21 protein-coding genes are annotated in these 22755 nt (G+C 70.7%); 6 read left to right on the top strand and 15 right to left on the bottom strand.

Translation table 11 applies throughout. The features are described from left to right. Positions 1 to 137 precede the first annotated feature (137 nt). Complete coding sequence (gene dacB, locus ASH02_RS15975) at positions 138 to 1568, bottom strand: D-alanyl-D-alanine carboxypeptidase/D-alanyl-D-alanine endopeptidase (protein WP_056688814.1); 1431 nt, start codon at positions 1566 to 1568, stop codon at positions 138 to 140. Between the two features lie 107 nt (positions 1569 to 1675). Between dacB and ASH02_RS15980 the strand changes: the two genes are divergently transcribed. Next, a complete protein-coding gene (locus ASH02_RS15980; protein WP_442938280.1) occupies positions 1676 to 2191 on the top strand; it encodes an inorganic diphosphatase in 516 nt (171 codons plus the stop codon). 119 nt (positions 2192 to 2310) lie between these two features. Here ASH02_RS15980 and ASH02_RS15985 read toward each other — a convergent pair whose 3' ends face one another. The 11 genes from ASH02_RS15985 to ASH02_RS16035 all read right to left on the bottom strand — a co-directional run bounded on the left by ASH02_RS15985 (position 2311) and on the right by ASH02_RS16035 (position 15663). Further along, on the bottom strand, positions 2311 to 4293 hold the full coding sequence (locus ASH02_RS15985) for an acyl-CoA dehydrogenase family protein (protein ID WP_056688819.1): 1983 nt from the start codon (positions 4291 to 4293) through the stop codon (positions 2311 to 2313). Positions 4294 to 4327: 34 nt separating this feature from the next. After that, complete coding sequence (locus tag ASH02_RS15990; RefSeq protein WP_057295056.1) at positions 4328 to 5677, bottom strand: C40 family peptidase; 1350 nt, start codon at positions 5675 to 5677, stop codon at positions 4328 to 4330. Between the two features lie 293 nt (positions 5678 to 5970). After that, complete coding sequence (locus ASH02_RS15995) at positions 5971 to 7020, bottom strand: phosphatase PAP2 family protein (RefSeq protein ID WP_056688825.1); 1050 nt, start codon at positions 7018 to 7020, stop codon at positions 5971 to 5973. A 30-nt stretch (positions 7021 to 7050) separates the two neighbouring features. Then, entirely contained in the window at positions 7051 to 8046 is a 996-nt protein-coding gene (locus ASH02_RS16000) for an ABC transporter ATP-binding protein (protein WP_057295057.1), read from the bottom strand. Position 8047: 1 nt separating this feature from the next. Beyond that, on the bottom strand, positions 8048 to 9676 hold the full coding sequence (locus tag ASH02_RS16005; RefSeq protein WP_057295058.1) for an ABC transporter permease: 1629 nt from the start codon (positions 9674 to 9676) through the stop codon (positions 8048 to 8050). After that, positions 9673 to 10779, bottom strand: a complete 1107-nt coding sequence (locus tag ASH02_RS16010; protein ID WP_057295059.1) for a thiamine ABC transporter substrate-binding protein — start codon at positions 10777 to 10779, stop codon at positions 9673 to 9675. Before ASH02_RS16010 ends, ASH02_RS16005 begins: the two co-directional genes overlap by 4 nt. Before the next feature lie 284 nt (positions 10780 to 11063). Next, entirely contained in the window at positions 11064 to 11933 is an 870-nt protein-coding gene (locus ASH02_RS27070; protein WP_056688836.1) for an RNA polymerase sigma-70 factor, read from the bottom strand. Between the two features lie 8 nt (positions 11934 to 11941). Further along, entirely contained in the window at positions 11942 to 12544 is a 603-nt protein-coding gene (locus tag ASH02_RS27075; RefSeq protein WP_056688839.1) for a carboxymuconolactone decarboxylase family protein, read from the bottom strand. A 190-nt stretch (positions 12545 to 12734) separates the two neighbouring features. Beyond that, a complete protein-coding gene (locus ASH02_RS16025; protein ID WP_056688842.1) occupies positions 12735 to 13745 on the bottom strand; it encodes an MBL fold metallo-hydrolase in 1011 nt (336 codons plus the stop codon). Positions 13746 to 13777: 32 nt separating this feature from the next. Next, a complete protein-coding gene (locus tag ASH02_RS16030; RefSeq protein ID WP_082620909.1) occupies positions 13778 to 14581 on the bottom strand; it encodes an SDR family oxidoreductase in 804 nt (267 codons plus the stop codon). Next, a complete protein-coding gene (locus tag ASH02_RS16035) occupies positions 14578 to 15663 on the bottom strand; it encodes an NAD(P)H-dependent amine dehydrogenase family protein (RefSeq protein WP_057295060.1) in 1086 nt (361 codons plus the stop codon). Before ASH02_RS16035 ends, ASH02_RS16030 begins: the two co-directional genes overlap by 4 nt. Positions 15664 to 15828: 165 nt before the next feature. Here ASH02_RS16035 and ASH02_RS16040 point away from each other — a divergent pair, with 165 nt between their 5' ends. Beyond that, on the top strand, positions 15829 to 16119 hold the full coding sequence (locus ASH02_RS16040) for a hypothetical protein (RefSeq protein ID WP_056688847.1): 291 nt from the start codon (positions 15829 to 15831) through the stop codon (positions 16117 to 16119). Positions 16120 to 16227: 108 nt separating this feature from the next. Continuing rightward, a complete protein-coding gene (locus tag ASH02_RS16045) occupies positions 16228 to 16890 on the top strand; it encodes a hypothetical protein (RefSeq protein WP_056688853.1) in 663 nt (220 codons plus the stop codon). A 7-nt stretch (positions 16891 to 16897) separates the two neighbouring features. Here ASH02_RS16045 and ASH02_RS16050 read toward each other — a convergent pair whose 3' ends face one another. From ASH02_RS16050 to ASH02_RS16060, 3 genes are all read right to left on the bottom strand, one after another. Continuing rightward, positions 16898 to 17110, bottom strand: coding sequence for a DUF1918 domain-containing protein (locus ASH02_RS16050; protein ID WP_235529973.1), 213 nt, complete (start codon positions 17108 to 17110; stop codon positions 16898 to 16900). A 113-nt stretch (positions 17111 to 17223) separates the two neighbouring features. After that, positions 17224 to 18507: a threonine ammonia-lyase IlvA gene (ilvA, locus tag ASH02_RS16055; RefSeq protein WP_057295061.1), complete on the bottom strand. Its 1284-nt coding sequence runs from the start codon at positions 18505 to 18507 to the stop codon at positions 17224 to 17226. A 10-nt stretch (positions 18508 to 18517) separates the two neighbouring features. Next, positions 18518 to 19798: an NAD(P)/FAD-dependent oxidoreductase gene (locus ASH02_RS16060; protein ID WP_057295167.1), complete on the bottom strand. Its 1281-nt coding sequence runs from the start codon at positions 19796 to 19798 to the stop codon at positions 18518 to 18520. Between the two features lie 159 nt (positions 19799 to 19957). Here ASH02_RS16060 and ASH02_RS16065 point away from each other — a divergent pair, with 159 nt between their 5' ends. The 3 genes from ASH02_RS16065 to neuC are packed head-to-tail and all read left to right on the top strand — an operon-like array spanning position 19958 to position 22754. Then, complete coding sequence (locus ASH02_RS16065) at positions 19958 to 20605, top strand: acetyltransferase (protein ID WP_156409783.1); 648 nt, start codon at positions 19958 to 19960, stop codon at positions 20603 to 20605. Then, positions 20602 to 21633 (top strand): N-acetylneuraminate synthase family protein, encoded by a 1032-nt coding sequence (locus tag ASH02_RS16070; RefSeq protein ID WP_057295062.1) that lies wholly within the window; start codon positions 20602 to 20604, stop codon positions 21631 to 21633. The genes ASH02_RS16065 and ASH02_RS16070 overlap by 4 nt, the downstream gene beginning before the upstream one ends. Beyond that, entirely contained in the window at positions 21630 to 22754 is a 1125-nt protein-coding gene (gene neuC / locus ASH02_RS16075) for a UDP-N-acetylglucosamine 2-epimerase (protein WP_082620910.1), read from the top strand. Before ASH02_RS16070 ends, neuC begins: the two co-directional genes overlap by 4 nt. Position 22755: the final 1 nt, after the last annotated feature.

Below are 22755 nucleotides of genomic sequence, written 5' to 3' on the forward strand. Positions count from 1 at the left end.
GGTGCGCTGGACACGGGGCGCCGGGTCGAGCAGGCGCGCGGCTGAGGAACGAAGCCGCGACCGCCGTGTCGAGACACCAGTGNCGTGCGCAGAGCGCGCTCCGGTGGTCGAGCAGGCCGAGCAACGACCAACCAGGGTCAGGACGAGCAGTGACAGGCCGCCAGCGCGGCGGTGAGGTCGTCGAGGGTGTCGCGGGCCTCCAGCACCTCGGTCACCCGGTCGGCCAGGAAGACGAACGTGAACACGTTGCCGTCGAGGTCGGTGGTCACCCCGGCCAGCCCGTGGACCCCGGTCAGCGTGCCGGTCTTGGCCCGCACGCGGCCCGGCCCAGACGTGTTGCTGTCGCCGAGGCGTCCGGCCATCGAGCCGGTGAAGCCGGCGACGGGCAGTGCCGTGATCACGGTGCGCAGGTCGGGATTGGCGTCGCGGGCGGCGGTGGCGAGCACGCCCAGCAGCGCCTGCGTGGTCAGCCGGTCCTGGCGGGACAGCCCGCTGCCGTCGTGGATCCGGGTGCCGGCCAGCGGCACTCCGAGCCGGCCGAGCACCTTGCGCACGGCACGCGCGCCGCCGTCGAAGGATCCGCCGGTACCCTCGGCCAGCCCCACCTGGTGGGAGAGGATCTCGGCGCCCTCGTTGTCGCTGACCGAGATCACCCGGTCGACGATCTGCGAGACGGGGGCGCTCTCGACGCCGGCGAGCTCGGCCGCACCGTCGGCGGCGGTCGTGCGCTGCGGCGTACCGGTCACCTTGATGCCGGCCCGGCGCAGCTCGGCGGAGAAGAGCATCGCGGCCGCCCGGGACGGGTCGGACTCGAAGCCCCACGAGTCGCGCTTGGCGCCCTTGTCGACCCACAGCGCGGTGATCGGTGGCACGACGGCCTCGGGGATGTAGCTCGCCGGCCAGTGCGGGTTCACCGACGGTCCCGTGAAGAGGGAGTCGTCGAACTGCAGGCGCACCTGCGCCTGGCCCTGCTCGGTCAACGCGGCCGCGGTCTCGCGGGCCAGGGTGCGGATGTCGGCCGGCTTCGGGTACGTCGTCGAGCTGGCCGGCTTGTCGGTCAGGAACGGGTCGCCGCCGCCGACGAGCACGATGTCGCGGGGCTTGGCGCCGGCCACGACCGTCGTACGGAACGTGACGTCGGGCCCGATCGCCTCGAGCGCGGCCATGCCGGTGAGCAGCTTCATGGTGGAGGCGGGCATGAACGTGCCGCCCGCGTTGTCGTACCAGACGCTGCCGTCGAGGCTGCCGACCGCGAGCACCCGGTGCTTGCCGAGGTCCTTCTCAGCGGCGTACGACGCGAGCGCCCGGCGCACCTTGGCCGGGTCGACGCGACTGTCGGTCGGTGCTGCGGCGGCCACCGGGCGCGGTGTGGTCAGCGCCGGCAGGTCGAGCCCGCGCGGCGGAGCGACCTGCGCCGGGTCGGCCGGATCGTCGGGGGCGATGCCGAGCCGGTCACCCAGGTCGTACTGGAACGAGGCGAAGCCGGCGGCCACCACGGCCAGCACGAGAAGGATCGGCAGCCACGACGACAGGCGTCTCGAGGTGTGGCCTGCGTCACGCCGTTTCACCAATTCGTCCCTTCCGAGTGCACGTTTGCGCCCATTGTGCGCGAAGATGTTGCCGGCCCGATGTTCGGGTCATGATCTTTCGCCGCCCGCAGGCCGGGTGCGCGAGCATGCCGATGATGCGGAGGAATGCTGTGTTGGAGTTCGACGTGATGGTGGAGATCCCCAAGGGGTCCCGCAACAAGTACGAGGTCGACCACGAGAGCGGTCGCATCTACCTCGACCGCATGCTGTTCACCTCCACGGCGTACCCCGAGGACTACGGCTACATCGAGGACACGCTCGGCCAGGACGGCGACCCGCTCGACGCGCTGGTCATCCTGCAGGCGCCGACGTTCCCCGGCTGCATCATCAAGTGCCGCGCAATCGGCATGTTCCGCATGACCGACGAGGCCGGCGGTGACGACAAGGTGCTGTGCGTGCCCACCCACGACCCGCGCCTCGAGCACCTGCGCGACATCAATCACGTCTCGAAGTTCGACCGCCTCGAGATCCAGCACTTCTTCGAGGTCTACAAGGACCTCGAGCCCGGCAAGTCCGTCGAGGGCGCCAACTGGGTCGGTCGCACCGAGGCCGAGGCCGAGGTGCTCGCCTCGTTCGAGCGGGCCAAGAAGGCCGGTCACTGACCCGCTTCACACGACGTACGGCGCGGGCCGAACCACAGGCCCGCCCGTGAAACTGCCCGATCGACACGAAACATCACGTCGATCGGGCAGTTTTCGTACGGGGACGACCTCCGCGAGCGTCAGTCGCCCCAGGTGAGGAGCTCTTCGGCGCGCATCACCTCGGGCGGGATCCCGAACGCGTCGACGAGGTCGACGGCGATCGGGCGCACCTTCCGGCACAGGCCGTTGATCTCGCGGCTGATCGCCTTGGAGCGCTGCGAGGTCAGGCGACCATGCTCCATGAACCAGGCCCGGTCGGCCTCGATGGTGGTCAGCGCGAAGAGGTCGACCATCAGTCCCATCGCAACCTTGTTGTCACCCTCGGGCATCTGCGCGACCTTCTCGACGCACGCATCGAGCACGAGGCGTTCGACGTGGGCCTTCGCGGTCGCGATGACGTGGTCCTGCACACGCGAGAACACCTCGCCCGGCTCCATGCCGGTGTCCACACCGCGCTTGAGCCGACGGGCCACGCCGCTGAGCATGTGCTCCTCACGGAACCGCAGCATCGCCTGCTGGAAGTTCGGGTCGAGCAGCCCGGCCTCCTGGTCCCACTCGTCGCCGCCGGGCAGGAGGTCCTTGACCCGCTCGAGCAGCTTGTGGACGTTGGTGCGCTCGAGCACGGTGTCGACGGCCATGCCGGCCACGAACCTGACCATGCCGAGCTGGTCGAGGTCGGAGAAGTCGCTGGAGTATCCGGTCAGTAGCCCCTTGGCGACGAGCTGCAGCAGCACGTGGTTGTCGCCCTCGAAGGTCATGAACACGTCGGTGTCGGCCTTGAGCGCGTCGAACCGGTTCTTCGAGATGTAGCCCGCACCGCCACAGGCCTCGCGGCACTCCTGGATGGTGCGGGTGGCGTGCCAGGTGCCGAGTGCCTTGGTGCCTGCGGCTCGTGACTCGAGGGCCCGGCGGTCTGCCTCGTCGGTGGTGGCGCCCGAGAACACGTCGTGGCAGCGACTGGCCAGCACCTCCTGCGCGAAGTGCATCGCGTAGGTGCGGGCCAGCAGTGGGAAGAGCCGTCGCTGGTGCTGGCCGTAGTCGAGCAGCAGTTGCTCGGGCTGGTCGTCGGAGGTCTCGAACTGCCGGCGGCGTACGGCGTACTTGACCGCGACGGCCAGGGCCACCTTCGACGCGTTGATGCTGGCGCCGCCGACGCAGACCCGACCCAGCACGAGGGTGCCGAGCATGGTGAAGAACCGCTTGTTGGGGTTCTCGATCGACGACTCGTAGACGCCGGTGGCGGTCACGTCGGCGAACCGGTTGAGCAGCGCCGTGCGCGGCACCCTCACGCCGTCGAACCAGAGCCGCCCGTTGTCGACGCCGTTGAGGCCCATCTTGCGGCCGCAGTCCTCGATGCGTACGCCGGGCGCCGGCTCGCCGTCGACGCGGATGGGTACGACGAACGCGTGCACGCCCTCCGTCTTGCCACCGATCTCGAGCTGGGCGAAGACGACGGCCAGCTCGGCGTGCCGTCCTGCGTTGCCGATGTAGTCCTTGTGGGCCGACTCCTTCGGCGTGGTGATCACGAACTCCTGGGTGGCGACGTCGTAGGTCGCCACGGTCTCGAGCGCCTGCACGTTGGAGCCGTGGCCCGCCTCCGTCATCGCGAAGCAACCCATCAGCTCTCCGCTGATCGTGTCGCGCAGGTAGGTGTCGTGGTGGTGCTTCGTGCCGAGCTGCTGGATGGCTCCGCCGAAGAGCCCGAACTGCACGCCGATCTTGACCAGCACCGACAGGTCACCGAACGCCATCGTCTCGAACGCCGCGATTGCCGCCCCGGTGTCGTCTGACCCGCCGTACGCCGCGGGGAAGGCGACCGCGGTCTGCCCGGTGCCGGCGACGTCGAGAACGATGTCCTTGACCCGGTCCTTGAACGCCGGCAGGTCGAGGGTCTCGGCCTCCGCCAGCATGCCGGCGTGCTGCACCAGGTTGCTGCGGACCAGGCCCCGCACCTCGGCGTACTTCCCGTCGAGGAGCCGGGTCAGCTCGGCCACGTCCACGTCGGGCCGGGTGTAGCCGGCGGTCTCTTCGTCGGGCTCGGGCGTCACGGTCTCGGTGGCCATGCCGCCACCGTACCGACTGTGCGCCGGCGCGACCTCAGGGCCGAGCGTAGAAGTTCGGCGGGATCCAGTAGTACATCGACTCCTGGGTCACGTCACGACCGGTGCGCGGCGCGTGGATCATCTGGCCGTTCCCGACGTAGAGCGCGACGTGGTAGATCGACGACGGGCTGCTCGAGGATCCCCAGAAGACCAGGTCACCGGGGCGCAGGTTCGAGGAGCTGATCGGCGTCGCGGTGTCGTACTGCCCGACGGAGTAGTGCGGGAGGTACTTCCCACCGGCGGCCCACGCCTTCATGGTCAGGCCCGAGCAGTCCCACGAGTTGGGGCCTGCCGCCGCCCACACGTAGGGCTCACCGATCTGGGCCCGCGCGAAGTTGATCGCGGCCTGCGCGCCCGACGAGGACGGGGGCGGCGGTGTGGGGTCGGGCTCAGGCTCGGGGTCCTGGGTGGGCGGCGCGGGCTCGTCGCTCGGCGGGTCGCTCGGCTCGGGGTCCTGGGTCGGCGGCGCGGGCTCGTCGCTCGGCTCGTCGGACGTCGTGGTCGGAGTCGGGTCGACGGTCGTCGTGGCCGGCGCATCGTCCTCGACGGCGGCCTGCTGTGCGGCCCGGGCCGCACGCAGCTGGGCGGCGGCCTCGAGGGCGGACTGGCGGCGCGAGGCCAGGGACACCGAGATGTCCTGGAGGTTGGCCAGCTCGCGGATCAGGGAGTCCTTCTCCGCGGCCACCGCGCTGGCCTCCGAGAGGGCGGCCTGCTCCTGCGCCTCGGCCTCGGCACGGGCCGACTCGGCCTCGACCTCGAGGGCGGCCGCTGCGTCGTGGGCGTCGTCGGCCTGGTCCGAGGCCAGCTCGGCGACCTTCGCCGCGGCGTCGTACGCCTTGGTGATGTCCTCGATCGAGCTGTCGACGGTGTACATCGTGTGGGCGTCGTCGAGCATCGCCTCGGAGCCGTCCTGCTTCATCATCGACGAGAGGGCGGTGACCTCGGGCGACATCTCGTAGTTGTCGGCCACCATGTCGCTGTAGGCGACCGTCTGGACCTCGAGGCGGGACTCTGCTCCGGCGGCCCTGCGGTCGGCCGCGGCGGCGGCACGCTGGGCCTCCTGGAGCTTCCACCGGGCGGCGTTGTACGCCTCGGCCGCCTGGCCGGCCTTCACGCCGGCCTCCTGGAGCCGCTGGTTGGCCATCACGAGATCAGCCTGGACGCTGGCGACCGTGCGCTTCATGTTGGTCGCGGCCGACTTGGCGGCGTCGACCTCGGCCTGGCTCGGAGTGTCCCCGCCCGATCCCGGGTCCGGGTCGGCCACGGCGGCCGGCACGCACAAGGCAAGCGTGAGGACACCGGCGAGCCCGGCAAGCAGCGGTCGGCCCGAGGTGGTCCGTCGCACGATATTCAGCCCCTTTGTCTGTCTGGAGACCTCGGGCGACTTCCCCATCGCCCGAGGCACTTTGAGCACGCTAGTGCTCACCAGTCACAAAAGAAACACTTCTTTCCAGATTTCTCAAAAGTATCGGCGTGTCGCCTTGACAAACTACAAGCGTGTAATTTCCGAATTACATCCATGTAATTCGCGGACGATGTCCCGGTTTCGGCCCCAAAGACAGAACGTCCTGCGGTCCGGCTGCCGGGGCAGCCAGGACGCAGGACGTTCTGGAAGAGCGAGTGTGGAGGAGGGGCGGGTCAGTCCTTGTCGACGGGGATCTGCGAGGTCGTCGTCGTCGGATGGCTCGACAACCCGTGTCTGTCGAACTTCTGCCCGGAGGCCAGCCCACCGACGTAGAACGAGATCACCGCGATCGCGACACCGGCGACGTCGTCGGCGATGTAGTGCCAGCCGAAGTAGAGGGTGGCCACGACGGTGATGCCGAAGTTGATCCACATCGCCCAGCTGAGCCACTTGACCTTGATCGTGTACTGCACCATCAGGGCCACCAGCAGCGTGATCGCGCAGTGCAGGCTCGCGAAGCCCGCGACAGACTGCACCGCATCGACGCGCCCGCCCCAATAGACGCCGACGCGCCCGTAGGACAACGCCTCCATCAGTTGGGACGCCCCTGTCGGGCTGAGGTCGGTGTAGAGGAAGCGGTACTCGAAGCCGGGGCCGAGCGTCGGCAGTAGGTAGTACGACGCCGTGCCGAGGCTCCAGGCCAGGCACTGCGACGTGGCGAACCAGTAGCCGTAGCTGAGGTTCTTCGACCAGATCAGCCAGGCGGTCAGCACCAACGGCACCATCGGCAGGAACCACAGGTAGATCGTCGAGAGCACGTGCGCGGAGTAGTTGGTGCCGAGCACCGCGTGCAGGACGGTGGCCGGCTCGTGCCCGAAGAAGATCGCCTTGTCGAGCAGGTGCAGCGGCCGGTCGAACTTGTAGTCGACGCCGAGCACCTGCGGCAGGAACGACTTGAGGTTCCGGTAGCTGACGTAGGTGATGTAGAAGCAGACCAGGCCCAGGACCACCAGCGTGAGCCGCTCGCGGTTCCAGTGGGAGTGCCAGCGCTCCATCACGATCGGCCACATCGCCTTGGGCTTCATCTTCGAGAGCCACAGCGTCCGCGGCAGCATGTCGAGGAGCAACGCCCCGAAGACCAGGAGAGGCAACCGCAGCCACGACGGACCGAGGAAGCCCTCGGGGTCGACCACACGCTCTCCGAGGCTGATCGCCGTGAAGACAGCGAGGGCGCCCATCAACGTTGCGACCCCGACGAGGAGGACGTAGGCACGGCGATACACGCGGGCAGTCTAGGGGACCGCCCCCGACGATCAACGTCTCGGGATCACCGCGAGCCGGTTCCGCGCCACCTCGAGACGCACTTCCTGCCCGGGCGACGGGGGCGCGGTGCCGTCGGACGTGACGGATGCCACGACACCGACCCCGGGCACGTCGACCTCGACGCGTACGGCGTCCGGGGTGACCCGCGACGACAGCACGACGCCGTGCAGCGGGCCTTCCGCGGACACCCGGAGTGCCGACCTGCGCAGCGCCACGCCGTCCCCGACCGGAAGACCTGCCGCGGTGAGTACGGCGTCGGCGGCCGAGCCGTCGAGCACGGTGGGGTAGCCCAGGAACGACGCGGCCTCCGAGTCGGCGGGGTGCTCCCAGACCTCGGCCAGCGTGCCGTCCTGGACCAGTCGTCCGGCACGCATGAGCGCCATCCGGTCGGCGACCGCGAACGCCTCCTCGTGGTCGTGCGTGACGAACAGGGCCGTTGTCCCGGCGCGGGTGAGGATCTCGCGCAGGTCGAGGGCCAACCGCTCGCGCAGGGACTTGTCGAGTGCGCTCAGCGGCTCGTCGAGGAGCAGCAGTCGCGGCTCGACGGCGAGGGCACGGGCCAGGGCGACGCGTTGCCGCTCACCACCGGAGAGGGTGGCCGGGGCACGGTCGGCGTACCCGGCGAGGCCGACCAGCTCGAGCAGCTCCTCGACCCGGGTGGCCACCTCGCGGCGCGGCCGGTGCCTGATGCGCAGCGCGTAGCCGACGTTGGCGCCGACACTCTGGTGGTTGAACAGCTGGCCGTCCTGGAACATCAGGGCGAAGCCGCGCTTGTGGGTCGGCACCCCGGCGAGGTCGCCACCGTCGAACGTGATGCGGCCTGCCGAGACCGGCTCGAGGCCGGCGACCGCGCGCAGCAGTGTCGACTTGCCGCAGCCCGACGGGCCGAGCACCGCGAGCACCTCGCCGGCCGACAGCTCCAGGGACACGTCGTCGACGGCGACGGCGGCGCCGTACGTCACGGTGACCTGGTGGAGGGACAGCACGTCAGAACCCTCCCACGCCCGGCACCCGGAGCCGCTCGACGACGAACATCACCGACGCCGTGGCCAGGGCGAGTACGACGGCCGCCGCCAGCGCCATGCCGTAGTTGTGCGTGCCGGGCTGGCCGAGCAGGCGGTAGATCAGCACCGGCAGCGTCGGGTGGTCGACCCGCGAGAGGAAGGAGGTCGCACCGAACTCCCCCAGCGAGATGGCGAAGGCGAACCCGGCGGCGGCCAGCAGTGGCTTCCACACCACGGCCAGGTCGATCGTGACCAGTGCGCGCAGCGGGGAGGCGCCGAGCGAGTGCGCGGCCTGGCGCTGGCGGTCGTCGATGCCGGCCAGCACCGGGACGAGCGTGCGCACCACGAGCGGCATCGCCACCAGGGCCTGCGCGATCGGCACCAGCAGCGGCGACTCGCGGAAGTTGACCGGGGGTTCGTCGAGGGTGATCAGGAAGCCGAAGCCGAGGGTGACCGCCGAGACCCCCAACGGCAGCATGAAGAAGCCGTCGAGCAGTCCGCGGATCCGGCGTTCGGCCGGGCCGTGCGAGCGGCGGGTCGCGATCACCGCGACCAGTCCCCCGATGAGCAGCGCGATCCAGGTCGCGTCGACGGCCGTGCGCAGCGAGTTGACCAGCGCCTCGACGACCGTGACGTCGACGAGGCCGTCGCCTCCGGTCGTGTCGAGGGCCCGGTAGTTGGCCAGGCTCCACGCCCCGTCGACCCGCAACGAGCCGGTGACCAGCATGGTGATCGGCACCGCGACGAGCAGCAGCCCGAGTGCGGTCGCGAGCAACGCCGGGGCGTCGTACAACCTGACCCGGGAGGGCTCGACACGACGGCGGGCGGCCTGGCCCGGCGCCGAACGGGCCCGGGCGGCGAGCAGGAGCAGCACGGTGACCACCAGCAGCTGCAACAGGCACAGGGCTGCTGCGGCGGGCAGGTCGAAGAGGCTGGTGGTGAGCAGGTAGATCTCGGTCTCGACGGTCGAGTAGCGCAGGCCGCCGAGCACCAGCACGATGCCGAACGCGGTCGAGCAGAACAGGAAGACGACGCTGGCCGCGGAGACGACCGATCCGCGCAGCGCCGGGAACGTGGCGGTCCGGAACACCTGCCACGGGGAGGCGCCCAACGCTGCGGCCGCCTCACCGGGTCGCGGGTCGAGTCCCTCCCACGCCGCCCCGACCGTGCGTACGACGACCGCGAGGTTGAAGAACACCATCGCCGCGATGATCGTGACCGGCGACCCGTCGAGGCCGAGCACCTCGAGAGGGCCGGTGGAGACCAGCCGGTCGAAGGCGATCCCGACCACCACGGTCGGCAGCACGAACGGCACCAGGAAGGCCGCTCTGACCACGCTCCGGCCGGGCACCCGCAGACGGTGCAGCGCATAGGCGGTGGGTACGCCGAGGAGCAGCGTCACCAGCGTGGCCGTGGCCGCGACCCAGACGGTGAACCACAGCACCCGGTGCACCCGGGGCCGGGCCAGCACCTCGAGCACGTCGCCGGGGGCGAACCTGCCGTCCGGCCAGAGCCCCTGCCCGAGCATGCCGGTGACCGGCAGCACGAAGAAGACACCCAGCACCAGGACCGGCAGCGCGGCCAGCCCGGCGAGCGTCAGGAGGCGCTTCACCTACTGACGATGTCCGTCCACTCGGTCAGCCACTCGGCGCGGTGCTCGGAGATGTCGTCGGCGGAGACCTCGTAGGGCTCGGTCGGCTGCTGCGCGAACTTCGCCCACTCCTTCGGCAGCGCGACGGAGTCGTCGACCGGGAAGACGTACATGTTGTCGGGCAGCGCGGCCTGGACCTCAGGGCTGAGCAGCCAGTCGACGACGGCCTGGCCGCCGACCGGGTTCTTCGCGTTCTCCAGCACGCCGGCGTACTCCACCTGGCGGAAGCAGGTGTCGAGCAGGGCCGCGGTGGTGGTCTCGCCGGTCTTCTTGTCCACGGTGAAGGCGGGCGAGGTGTCGTACGAGACCACGATCGGTCGGTCGCCGTCGCCACCGCCGGTGAAACCGCCGTAGTAGGCGTCGGTCCAGCCCTCGGTCAGCTCGGCGCCGTTGCCGACGAGGTCCGTCCAGTAGTCGGGCCAGTCGTCGCCGTACTCGGCGATCGTGGCGAGCAGGAAGGCCAGACCGGGCGAGCTGGTGGCCGCGCCGGGGATCACCGTGAGGTCCTTGTAGGCCGGGTCGGTGAGGTCGTCGAGGCTGGTCGGCGGCTCCTGGTCGTTCTTCTCGAACCAGGCCGTGTCGACGTTGACGCAGACCGAGGCCTGGTCGATCGGCGCGAGCTTGTCCCCCGCGTCGCCGTCGAGGCGCAGCTTCTCCGCGCTGCCGGGCAGCTCTGCGGCGTACGTCGCGAAGACGTCCTCGTCGACCGCGCGCGAGGCGAAGGTGTTGTCGACGCCGAACGCCACGTCGCCGATCGGGTTCGACTGGCTCAGCGCCAGCGCGTTGGTCAGCTTGCCGGCGTCACCGGAGGGCCGGATCTTCAGCGTGGCGCCGGTGTCCTTCTGGAACTGGCGGATCAGCTTCTTCGGCAGGTTGAACGAGTCGTGGGTGACGAGCGTGACGGTGGTTCCGGCGATCGCGTCGGCGGGGTCGACGCCGTCGGTCGCCTCGATCTTGGTCTCGCCCGAGTCGTCCCCGTCGTCGGCCAGCAGCGTGCACGACGCTGCGCCCGTCAACGTCAGGGCCGTGATCGTGGCCAGGGTGGTGCGCAGTGCGCGGTTCATCTCCGACTCCCTTCGCCGGTGCTAACCGGATCAGGTCCTGAGGGTCTGCGGCCAGCGTGGTCTGCTGGGCCCGCACTCTCAGCTCCCCGGCTCGCTGGCCGGAGGGCTCCCCTGTCTCTTGAGCTCCCGAATCTACCCCACGCCCCGCCCGCCCCGAGTAACGCGGGGTTACGGTCGCTCCACACGCGTCGTGACGCGTGCGAACCGTCAGCAGCACCGCACAAGTGCCGCCGTACGACCGCCCGGCGGCGCGCTCGACCGACGGGACGTGCCGGCGTACGACCTCAGCGGCTCAGCTGCACGACGTCCTTGTCGGCCCGGGTCAGCTTGTGCGGGTTGCGCACGAGGTACATCTCGGTGACCACCCCGTCCTCGAACCGCACTGTGCCGACCACGTCGAGCACGCCATCGAGGAAGAACCGGATCGCCGGCTGGCCGTTGACCTGCACCGTGTCGAGTGTCATCACACCCGCGTCGCGCCCCATCACACCGACCAGCCAGCGCATCACCTTGTCGCGGCCGTGGATCGGGCGCAGTGCGGCCTGCCGGAGCCCGCCGCCGTCGCTGAACATGACGACGTCGGGCGCCATCACGTCCATCAAGACTTGGAGGTCGCCGCCTGCCGCGGCCGCCATGAACCGCTCCAGCACGCTCTCGGTGTCCGCCGGTACGACGGCCCGCGGGCGTCGGGCCTGCACGTGCTTGCCGGCCCGGCTCGCGATCTGGCGCACCGCCGGCTCCGACTTGTCGACCGCGGCAGCGATCTCGGGGTACTCGAAACCGAAGACCTCCCGCAGCACGAACACTGCGCGCTCGGTGGGGTTCAGCGTCTCGAGCACCATCAGCATCGCCGTCGAGACGGAGTCGGCCAGCTCGACGTCATCGGCGACGTCGGGCGTGGTCAACAACGGCTCGGGCAGCCATGGTCCGACGTACGACTCCCGGCGCCGCTCGAGCGTGCGCATCCGGTTGAGTGCCTGCCGGGTGGCGATCCGCACCAGGTAGGCCCGCGGGTCGCGCACCTCGGGCTGGTCGACCTCGGCCCAACGCAGCCACGTCTCCTGGACGACGTCCTCGGCGTCGGCGGCCGAGGAGAGCATCTCGTAGGCAACCGTGAAGAGCAGGTTGCGGTGCTCGACGAAGGGATCGCTCACGGGTGGTCTCACCGTGCCAAGGGTGCCAGTTCGCACGTGTCCGAGTAACCCTGCGAGGCGAGTCCCATCGCGGCGTTGGTGCGCGAGCGCATGTTCTCCAACGAGATCATCGCGGTCAGCTCGACGGTGGCCTCGACACCCAGCTGGCGGTGCAGGTTGTCGACCATCTCGTCGTCGACCTCGGGCGGTGTGGCGGTCATCGCCTCGGCGTACTCCAGGACGTCGCGCTCGAGCGGGGTGAAGACGTCGCTGTCGCGCCACACCGGCACCTGGCGGATCTTGGCCTCGTCGAGCCCCTTGTTGTGGGCCATGAAGTAGCCGAAGTCCATGCACCAGCTGCACCCGATCATCGCCGCGCTGGCCATCTCGGCGTACGACTTCAGGTTGGGGTCGAGGGCGCTGAACTTCGCGACCTTGCCCTCGAACGAAAGGATCGCCTTGGTCAACGGCTTGTGGTGGTACATCACGTAGGCGAAGTCGGGCACCTCGCCGTACGTCCGCTTGGCGTAGCCGCTGAGCATCCGGCCGTAGATGCCGTCGAGCTCGGCCTTGGGGATCCGGAAGTTGCTGGTCGTCTTGCTGGTCGTCTTGCTGGGCGTCTTGCTGGGCATGGCTCCTCCTGCGGAGACCCGGGGCCCCACCTGCTGGAGCCCGTTCGCCCATGAAGACACCGGCCGTCCCGGATCTGTGACAGGTCAGCCTGTGAAGGGTCAGCCTGTGAAGGGGTCCGGACTTGTGCGGTGCTGTTGACGGTTCGCACGCGTCACAACGCGTGTGGAGCGACCGTAACCCCGCGTTACATCAGGGGATCGCGTAGATGTGGACGCCGTCGGTGAGGGTGCGGGTCATCTCGCCGCGAGCGACGAGCAGCTCGAGGTGGGCCCGGGTCTCGAGGGTGGCCAGCGCCGAGTTGAAGAGGTCGAGGTCCTTCAGCTTCCGCTCGTGACGGGTCCAAGGCAGCCGGGCGGCCACGTCGTACGACGACGCCGGCTCGGCGGCGACCGCTTCGCGACAGAGGTCGAGTCGTACGTCGTGGTGTGCGGTCAGCTCGTCGACCCGCGCATGGGTCGAGCCGGTGACCGCACCGTGCGCGGGCAGCAGCCGCAGGTCGGGCATCGCGCGCACCTTCGCCAGCGAGTTCAGGAAGTCGCCGAGCGGCTGGCCGGCCAGCTTGGGCTCGAAGCCGATCGAGGGAGTGATCGTCGGCAGCACGTGGTCGCCGGCGAAGAGCAGCCCGTCGCCGTGGTCGGCGAAGACGTAGTGGCCCTGGGTGTGACCGGGCGTCGAGACCGCCTCGAGAGTGCGCTGCCCGACCGCGATCTCGTGGTCGCCGCTGAGCCAGGTGTCAGGTGCCTCCCACAGGGTCAGGTCGGGAGTCATCTCGGCCGTGTAGGTGCCCCAGTCGGTGGCCATCTGGCCCGCGCCGGAGGTGCGCAGCACCTCGACGTACGGGTCTTCCTCGACGTCGGGGTCGTGGATCAGGTCGAGGGTCGGCTTGTCGCCGATGCCGAGCGAGACGTGCGAGCCGAACTCACGGCGCACGGTCACGGCCTGCGTGTAGTGGTCGCGGTGCACGTGCGTGACCAGGAACCGGGTGATGTCGGAGACCTGGCGGTCGATCGAGGCCAGTGACTTCTCCAGCAGGGTGCGCGACTCCTCGATCGCCCAGCCGCCGTCGATCAGGGTCAGCCCGTCGCCGGTGTCGATCGCGTAGACGTTGACCGCACGCAGCCCGTCCATCGGCAGGGGCAGCGGGATGCGGTGCACGCCGGGGGCGACCTCGAACGCTCCCGGCTCGGTCCAGTCAGTCATCGGGCCACCATGTCACGTACCGCCGGGTCACTTCAGGTGACGTCCGGCACACCGAGATCGAGGTTCGGCTGCTGGATGCCGCCGTCGATCTCGAGCAGCTTCCCGGTGACGTACTGACCGGCCCTCGACGCCAGGTAGACGACGCCGGCGGCGATGTCCTCGGGCTCCCCCACCCGGCCCAACGGGGTCCGGGTCTCCAGCTGCTCCATCATCTCGGGCACGCCGGCGACGAACTCCAGCGCGCTGGTCATCACCGAGCCGACGAAGACGCCGTTGACCCGGATGCGCGGGGCCAGGTCGGTGGCCGCCAGCCGGGTCCAGTGCGCCAGCGCCGCCTTGGCGGTGCCGTAGGCGAGGTAGCCCCGACCCGACGCGCGCCCCATCATCGAGCTGATCGAGACGATCGACCTCTGCGCTTCCGGCGGACCGGTCAGCATCAGCGGCACGGCCGCCCGGCTCAGCGCGTGCGCCGTGCTGACGTTGAAGTGGAACGCCTCCTCCAGGTAGGCCACGTCGGTGTCGAGGAAGGCGTTCGGGATGGTGCCGCCGACGTTGTTGACCACGATGTCGAGTCGGCCGAACGCGTCGTACGCCGCCTGCGCGAGGCCCGCGGCCGCGTCGGTGTCCGACAGGTCCGCCGGTACGACGACCGCACGGCGCCCCGCACCACGCACCAGATCGGCGACCGCCTCCAGCTGGTCTGCGTGCCGGGCCGCGATCAGCACGTCGGCGCCCGCCTGTGCGAGTGCGACGGCGGTGGCCGCACCGATCCCGCGACCGGCCCCGGTGACGACCGCGACGTGGTCGGTGACGGTGAACCTGTCGAGGATGCTCAAGAGACGAGCCCCTTGCCGGTCACGTGGAGCAGGTCCAGCGCGGTGACGATGCCGGGCTCCGCCGCGACCACGGAGGACACCGAGTTCACCAGACGCTGTGCGGTGGTGACCATGCCCGAGACGTTGTGGTCGCCGTCCTCACCACGGTGCGTGAAGTCGACCTTCATCATCGGCTGACCGGTGATCTCGACGCGGTAGCAGCCGCCACCCTCGGGCGGGGTCGGCCACTCGGGCACCTGGTCCTCGGCGGTGCGCGTGATGTGCTCGAGGACGATCTTGTCCTCGCCGTCGACGCGGCCGATGACCTGGAACCTCACTGCCCCCATCGTGCCGGCGGCGATGTCGACCGAGACGGTCTCGGTGTCGACCGGCGCCGGACGCCGGTCGACGGTCTCGGTGAGCGGCTCGTCGAGCGTGACCCCGAGCCCGGCGGCGATCTGCCGGACCACGGATCCCCAACCCATGCTGAGGATTCCGGGCTGCCACAGCATCACGTCGTCGGCGTCGACCGGCTTGCCGAAACCGAAGATGTCGCGCATGACGACGGGTTGGTAGTACGTCGAGTAGTCGGCGATCTCGCTGACCTTCACCTGGTCGATGCGCTGCGAGAGCGACGTCATCACCAGTGGCAGCACGTCGTTGGCGAATCCCGGGTCGATGCCGTTGACGTGCAGGCTCGCACCGCCCTCGGCGCAGGCCTTCTCGAGGGAGCTGAGCGCCTCGTCCCACAGCACGCCGTACGGGTACTGCAGCAGCACCGGTCCGCTGGAGACCACGTTGATGCCGGCCGCGACGAATGCCTGGAGGTCCTCGATCGCCTCGAAGATGCGGTCGTCGGTCATCGCGGTGTGCACGATCGCGTCCGGCGCCAGCGCGATCAACGCGTCGCGGTCGGTGGTCGCGGTGACGCCGAGGTCGCGGTCGAGCCCGGCCAGTCGCCCGACGTCCTGGCCGTCCTTCTCCGGACCGGAGACCCAGACCCCGACCAGCTCGAGATCGGGGTGCCGGTCGATGCCGGCGATGACATGGCGGCCGACCGTTCCGGTGGACCAGCCGACGACGCGCAGGGGTTCAGTGCTCATGCGAGCCAACCTAGAACACGTTCTATGTCTCGACAAGCTCGACAACCGTGTCTCGACAAGCTCGACAACCGAACCCCCAGGGCTCGACGACCGACGTCTCCCACGGTCGGTTTCGCAACGTCGCTAGTCTCCTCACAAACACCCTCGAGTCCGGGAGGCGGACCCATGAGCGACGAAGAAGAAGTCGAAGCAACCCTCAGCGTCGGAGCCCGGTTCATCGGCGACCCGGAGTCGCTGCACGTCGTCGCCCTCGGTGGCGAGAAGCCGGGGATGTTCCTCGAGCTGGTCGACTTCAGCCAGCCGCAGGCGGCCGAGGACGACGAGGACTGGAACCTCGACCCGAGCTCCGACCTCGGGCTGAAGGTCACCATGGCCGGCCTCGACCCCGAGGTCGCCGTACAGCTGCTGAAGGTGGCCGCGGAGTTCCTCGAGCAGGCCGAGTTCGAAGAGGGCTGAGTTCCCACGGGCCGGGCACTGCGCCTGTGCCTTCCCTTCCGGCGTACGGCGACGCACACTGGAAGGGAGCACAGCGCATGCTCGCTCGGGACCCTGGAGATGACGGCCATGCACGACAAGCTTCTGCACAGCATCAAGGCCACGCACGACGTCCTCGACGAACGGCTCTCCACCGCTGAGTGGCACAAGCCGACACACGACAGGCCGCGCGACCGCTTCCCTGCCACGGACACCTTCCTGGCCAGCGCGAGCCGACACCTCGCCGCGGCGAACGCCGTGCTCGTGCCGGCCGCACGACGGCGACTGCCTGACGGCAACGACGTCGCCCACCGGTTCTCCCGCACCAGCCGCGACCTCGAGTACGCCATGGCCCAGACCAAGGCCAAGCTGTACGGCGAGGCGCACGCGATCCACCGCCCGTGGCACGACATCTGGGCCGACCTGCACCGGCGCTTCGACGAGTTCATGGCGCTCGAGGAGGAAGTGGTCACCGCCCTCGTCGAACACACCACCTCAGAGGCGCGCTCCGACCTGGCCGACCGCGTCTACGGTGCGGAGCTGCACTCGCCCACGCGACCCCACCCCTACGTGCCGCACCTCGGCCTGCCCGGCAAGGTGGCCCGGCGCATCTGCCTGGGCGTCGACCACTTCTGGGACACCACCGAGGGCCGGATGATCCCCGAGCCGGTCAAGCCGCACGACCGCGACCACGACGGCAAGCTGGCGCAGTACCTCCTCGCCGACCCGCACCTTCCGGGCGACGAGGCCTGACCATCCGTCACTCCTGCGGCAGGTCCTGTCCTGCCGGCCGCACCTGCGCGTCCGGCCCCGGGTAGACGAGTGACTCGTGCCCGTCCGTCCAGCGCACGAGGAAGGGCGGGGTGCCCTCCGATCCGCGCGCCTCGAGGATCTCCGCCTCACGCTCCGCTTCGCCGACGTGCCCGCTGTGCACGATCAGCCGGTCCCCCGCACCCGCATGCATCCCTGTCATCACAGTTCGCTCCTTCCTGGCCGGAACCGCCGGGGCGCGAGACCGCGCCCTTCAGTGGTCAGTCTTCTCCCTTCCCGGGAGCAGGCCAAGGGCTTCGGGCAACTCAGCGAGGCTCAGAGCAGGAAGCTGAACACCGGGGACCCCGGCGGGACCAGCTCGATGGTCAACGGGCTCGCCGTCATGCGCTCCATCAGCTCGGCGAGATCGGTGGCGCGCTCGAGCTCGATGCCGACCAGGGCCGGCCCGGTCTCGCGGTTGTTCTTCTTGACGTACTCGAAGACCACGATGTCCGCGCCCTCGATCAGGACGTCCTCGAGGAAGTGCCGCAGCGCGCCAGGCTCCTGGGGGAAGGTCACCAGGAAGTAGTGCCGCAGCCCCTCGTGGAGCAGCGAGCGCTCGACGATCTCGGCGTAGCGACTGACGTCGTTGTTGCCGCCCGACACGATCGCCGCGACCGCCCGGCCGCCCGCGTCGATGCGGGAGACGGCCGCGCTGGCCAGGGCACCGGCGGGCTCCGCGATGACGCCCTCGGTCTGGTAGAGCGCGAGCATCTCGGTGCACACCGCCCCCTCGGGCACGGTCACCACCTCGTCGACCAGGTCGCGCACGATCGGGTAGGTCAGGTCGCCCACGCGGCCGACCGCGGCGCCGTCGATGAAGGTGTCGAGCTCGGTCAGCCCGATCGGCGCCCCGTGGCCCAGTGCGGCGCTCATGCTGGCCGCCCCCGCGGGCTCGGCGCCGACGATGCGGATGTCGGGGTGCCGCTCACGCAGCCACAGCGCGATGCCGGAGATGAGTCCGCCGCCGCCGATCGGCACCACCACGGTGCCGAGATCGTGGCCGGCCTCGAGGGCCTGCTCGACCAGCTCGGGCCCGATGGTGCCCTGCCCGACGATCGTGCGCGGGTCGTCGAACGGGTGCACGTAGACCGCACCGGACTGCTCCGCGTCGGCGTGGGCGGCCGCGCTCGCCTCGTCGTACGAGCTGCCGACCATGACCAGCTCGACCAGGCCCTCACCGAGCGCGAGGATGCGCTGCCGCTTCTGCCGCGGGGTGTTCTGGGGTACGACGACCCGCCCGTGGATGCCCAACGTGGCGCAGCTCAGTGCGAGACCCTGTCCGTGGTTGCCGGCACTGGCGCAGACCACACCGCGTTCGCGCTCGGCGTCAGTGAGCCCGGCGATCAGGTGGTGCGCACCGCGGATCTTGTAGGAGCGGGAGAGCTGCTGGTCCTCACGCTTGAGCAGCACGGGCACACCGGCCCGTTCGCTGAGCCGCACGCTCAGCTCCAACGGCGTACGCCGGACCACCGGGCGCAGCACGTCGGCGGCGCGTTCGACACCGGCCGCGCTGAGCTGGGCGCCGGTGAGATCGCCAGTGAGATCGGGGAGGGTCACTCCCCCGATGCTACTTCCGCAGGGGGTCGAAGGCGCTCAGCAGGTCGCGGTCACCGGCGGTGGAGCTGCCCGCGATCCGGCCGGCCAGCAGCTTGCCGGTCAACGGCCCCAGCGCCACGCCCCACATGCCGTGACCGCCGGCGACGAAGACCCGGTCGGAGCGGCTGGCCCCGACCAGCGGCAGGCCGTCGGTGGTGCACGGCCGCGAGCCGACCCACTCGTCGTGCCGCTGCGACCAGTCGACACCGGTGAACATCGGGGTGGCCGCGTCGACGATGGCCTGGATGCGGCGCTGGTCGAGCGGGTCGTCGGGGCTGCGGAACTCCATCATGCCGGCCACCCGCAGGCCCTCCTCGGGCTTGCCGAGCGGCGTGCACGCGACCCGCTGGGTCGGGAAGTAGACCGGACCGGTCGGCACGTGGTCGGGGTGCACGGTGAAGCTGTAGCCGCGGCCGGCCTGCACCACCTTGCGCACGCCGTGGGGGCGGGCCAGCTCGCCTAGCCAGCTGCCGTTGGCGAGCACGACGGCGTCCGCGACGATCGACTCGCGGCCCCTGCTGGCCACCAGCACCCGTGCACCGCGCTGGCTCACGCCGGTGACCTGCTGGCCGTCGACGATCTCGCCGCCGCGGGCCTGCACCGCCTCGGCGAGGGCGTGCACGAAGCGACCGGGGTTGAGGTAGCGCTGGCCGTGCAGGCGGGCGCCGTGCGTGACGACCTTGCCGAGCGACGGCTCCAGGGTGTGCAGGTCGTCGCCGTCGAGCAGCTCGAAGTCGGTGAGGCCGCCGGTCTGGGCGACGTGCCGGAACTCCTCGACCAGGACGGCGCGGTCCGCGTCGGAGACGAAGCCGGCCAGGAACGGCTCGGCGTTCAGGGTCGGCTCCTCGACGCGTCCGGTGCCGTCGTGCTCGGTGAGCTCGTCGTACGCCGCCAGGGCGCCGGCGTTGGCCCGGTTGAAGACCTCGATCGCCTTGCCCCAGTGACCTTCCGTGCAGTGGCGGGCGAAGCCGAGGAGGAACTGGACGAGACGCGGGTCCGCGCGGAACGGCACGTAGACCGGGGAGTCGGGCTTCAGCGTCGCGAGGATGCCGGTCCTGAGCATGGCCGGCTCCGGCAGCGGCAGGGTCAGGGCGGGCGCGAGCCATCCGGCGTTGCCCCACGAGGAGCCGGCGGCCACGCCGTACCGGTCGACGACGGTGACCTTGACGCCCTCCTGCTGGAGGTACCAGGCGGTCGAGAGACCGACCATCCCGGCGCCGACGACGACCACGTGTTCAGGGTGCTCAGCCATGTCCACGAGTCTGGCGAAGTCCACGCCCCTCCGGGCTGCCCGAACCTCCACGGTTCCGCCACTTCCCTTGTGCAATCGGCCAACGCTCCCTGCGGTGGTCGAGCGGGCCGAGGAACGAGGCCGTCTCGACACCCTCGGCACCGGCCCTAGACTCGGGCCGTGTCGTCCGAACCCGTTGCCGTGCTGACCCCCTGGATCTCCGTGGGGGCCGGCGGCCACGCGGCCAGCGTCGCCCACGCCCTGCTCGGAGTGGCCGAGCTGGTCGCCGTCGTGGGCGTCTCGACCCGGGAGTGGTCGGTCGACGTCCTCGACTCCGACGCCGACGCGATCGCGCTGGCCCAGCAGCAGGACCGACGCCTGGTCGTCACGATCGGCGAGAACCGCCGTCGGCTCGAGGTGATCGACCAGCTGCCACCCGACCTGTTGTTCTCCGCAGCGGCCAGCACCTCGACCGTGTCCGCCGACGTCACGCTCGGCGGCTCGTCGGTGGTGCTGCACCACGCCCATGTCGGCCCGGGTGCCCGCGTCGGACGCGGTGTCATCGTCAACACGGCGGCCGTCGTCGAGCACGACGTGACCCTCGGTGACGGGGTCCACGTGGCGCCCGGCGCCGTCGTCCTCGGCGGGGCGAGCGTGGGCGCCGGCACGTTCGTCGGGTCCGGGGCCACGATCCTTCCGGGGGTCACCGTGGGCGCCCATGCCGTGATCGGCGCAGGGGCGGTCGTGACCCGCGACGTCCCCGAGAATGCCTGCGTCGTCGGGGTGCCCGCCGTGGAACGCCACCGCACCGAGAGGACCCCGTCATGAACGACGAGCGCCCAGTCTTTCCGCCCGCCGACCGGCTCACGGTGATCGCCGAGGCCGGCGTCAACCACAACGGCGACGAGGCCCTCGCTCACGAGCTCATCGACGTGGCCGCCCGGTCCGGTGCCGACGCGGTCAAGTTCCAGACCTTCGACCCGGCCCTGCTGGTCTCGTCGCACGCGCAGACCACCCCCTACCAGCGGGACCGGGGCGGCGCGGAGGACCAGGCGGGGCTCCTCGCGGCGCTGACCCTGCCGGCCGAGGCGTGGGAGCGACTCCGCGACCACGCCGAAGGTGAAGGGCTCACGTTCCTGAGCACGCCGTTCGACCTCGACAGCGCCCAACTGCTGGCCGACCTCGGGGTCGCCGCGATCAAGACCTCGTCGGGCGAGCTGACCAACACCCCGTTCCTCCGGGCCCTCGCCGAGCTGGGCCTGCCCCTGCTGGTGTCCACCGGGATGGGCGACGAGGCCGAGGTCGCGGCAGCTCTCGAGGCCACCTCCGCGGCACCGTCGGTGACCCTTCTGCACTGCGTCTCCGCCTACCCCGCCCCGATCGACGAGGCGAACCTCCGGGTCATCCCGGCGCTCGCCACGAAGCACGGGGTGCCGGTCGGCTGGTCCGACCACACGCTGGGGCTGACCAGTGCCGTCGCCGCCGTCGCGCTGGGCGCCACCGTGCTGGAGAAGCACGTGACGACCGACCGCACCCTGCCCGGACCCGACCACGCGGCCAGCCTCGAGCCGGACGAGCTCACCGACTACGTGACCGCGGTGCGCGACGCCTTCGCGTCCCTGGGCGACGGCGTGAAGCGACGGATGCCCGCCGAGGTCGAGAACGCCACGCTCGTACGCCGCTCCTGGCACGCCGCGCGCGACCTGCCCTCCGGACACACGCTGGTGCCCGACGACGCGGTCACCCTGCGCCCGGAGCACGGCCTGGCGCCGAGCACAGCGGTCGTCGGCGCCCGGGTGATCCGTCCGGTCCGTGCCGGTGACCCGATCACCGCGGCCGACGTGGAGCTCGCGTGAAGGTCGCGGTCTTCGTCGGCACACGTGCCGACCTCGGGCCGTTGCAGCCGGTGCTGGCCGAGCTCACGTCCCGCCCCGAGGTCGAGACCGTCGTGCTCACCGGCCTGGCCTTCGACGCCGCCGGCCTGGCGGACCGACTCGAGGGCACGGTCTCCTCCGTCATCGCCCTGGCCGCCCCGATCGACGAGGTCGACCTGGCCGCCCAGCTGCGCCACGGTCCCGCCCTGTCGAGCGGAGCCGGTCGCGTGGTGGCCGAGCATCCGGTGGACCGCCTCGTGGTCCTGGGTGACAGGTGGGAGCTGCTGTACGTCGTACCGCCGTTCGTGCTGGCCGGTGTGCCGGTCGTGCACCTGCACGGTGGCGAGGTCACCAGCGGGGCGATCGACGAGCGGGTCCGCCATGCCGTCACCAAGCTGGCCGACGTCCACTGCGTCGCCTCGCAGGACGCCGCGGAGCGGGTCGCCCGGCTCGGCGAGGAGCCTGAGCGCATCCACGTCACCGGGGCGCCCGGGCTCGACCGCTACGCGGCACGGACCCGGTTGGACGACGCCGAGCTGGAGGCACTCCTCGGGGTCCCGGTGCGGCGCCCCCTGGCCCTGTTCACCTACCACCCGCCCACCGCGTCGGCCCCGCACGACATCGGCCGGTGGGCCGAGGAGGCGCTGCGCGCCACCCTCGACGTGTGCGGCACGGTCGTGGCGACACACCCGGGCATGGATGCCGGCCGGGACGACGTGCTGGCCGCGTTGACCCGCCTCCAGGGTGACGAGCGGCTGCTCGTGGTCGAGGCGCTGGGCCCGCGCTACCCCGCCGTCCTCGCGTCCTGCGACGTGGTGGTCGGCAACTCGTCGTCAGGCGTGATCGAGGCGGCGTCCGTCGGCGTACCGGCCGTCGACGTCGGGCTGCGCCAGCAGGGGCGGCTCCGGTCCGACAACGTCCTCTGGTCGGACGAGGGCGAGGCCGCCGTCGGCGCCGCGTTGCGGCAGGTCCTCGACGACGGCTTCCGGCAACGGGCCGCCCGCGTGGTCAACCCGTACGGCGACGGCACGGCCGCCCGCCGCATCGTCGACGTGGTCGTGGCGGACCCTCCGGCCCGGGCCAAGCACTTCGTCGACGGGTGAG

It is taken from the genome of Nocardioides sp. Soil796 (genome assembly GCF_001429525.1).
GTDB lineage: Bacteria > Actinomycetota > Actinomycetes > Propionibacteriales > Nocardioidaceae > Nocardioides.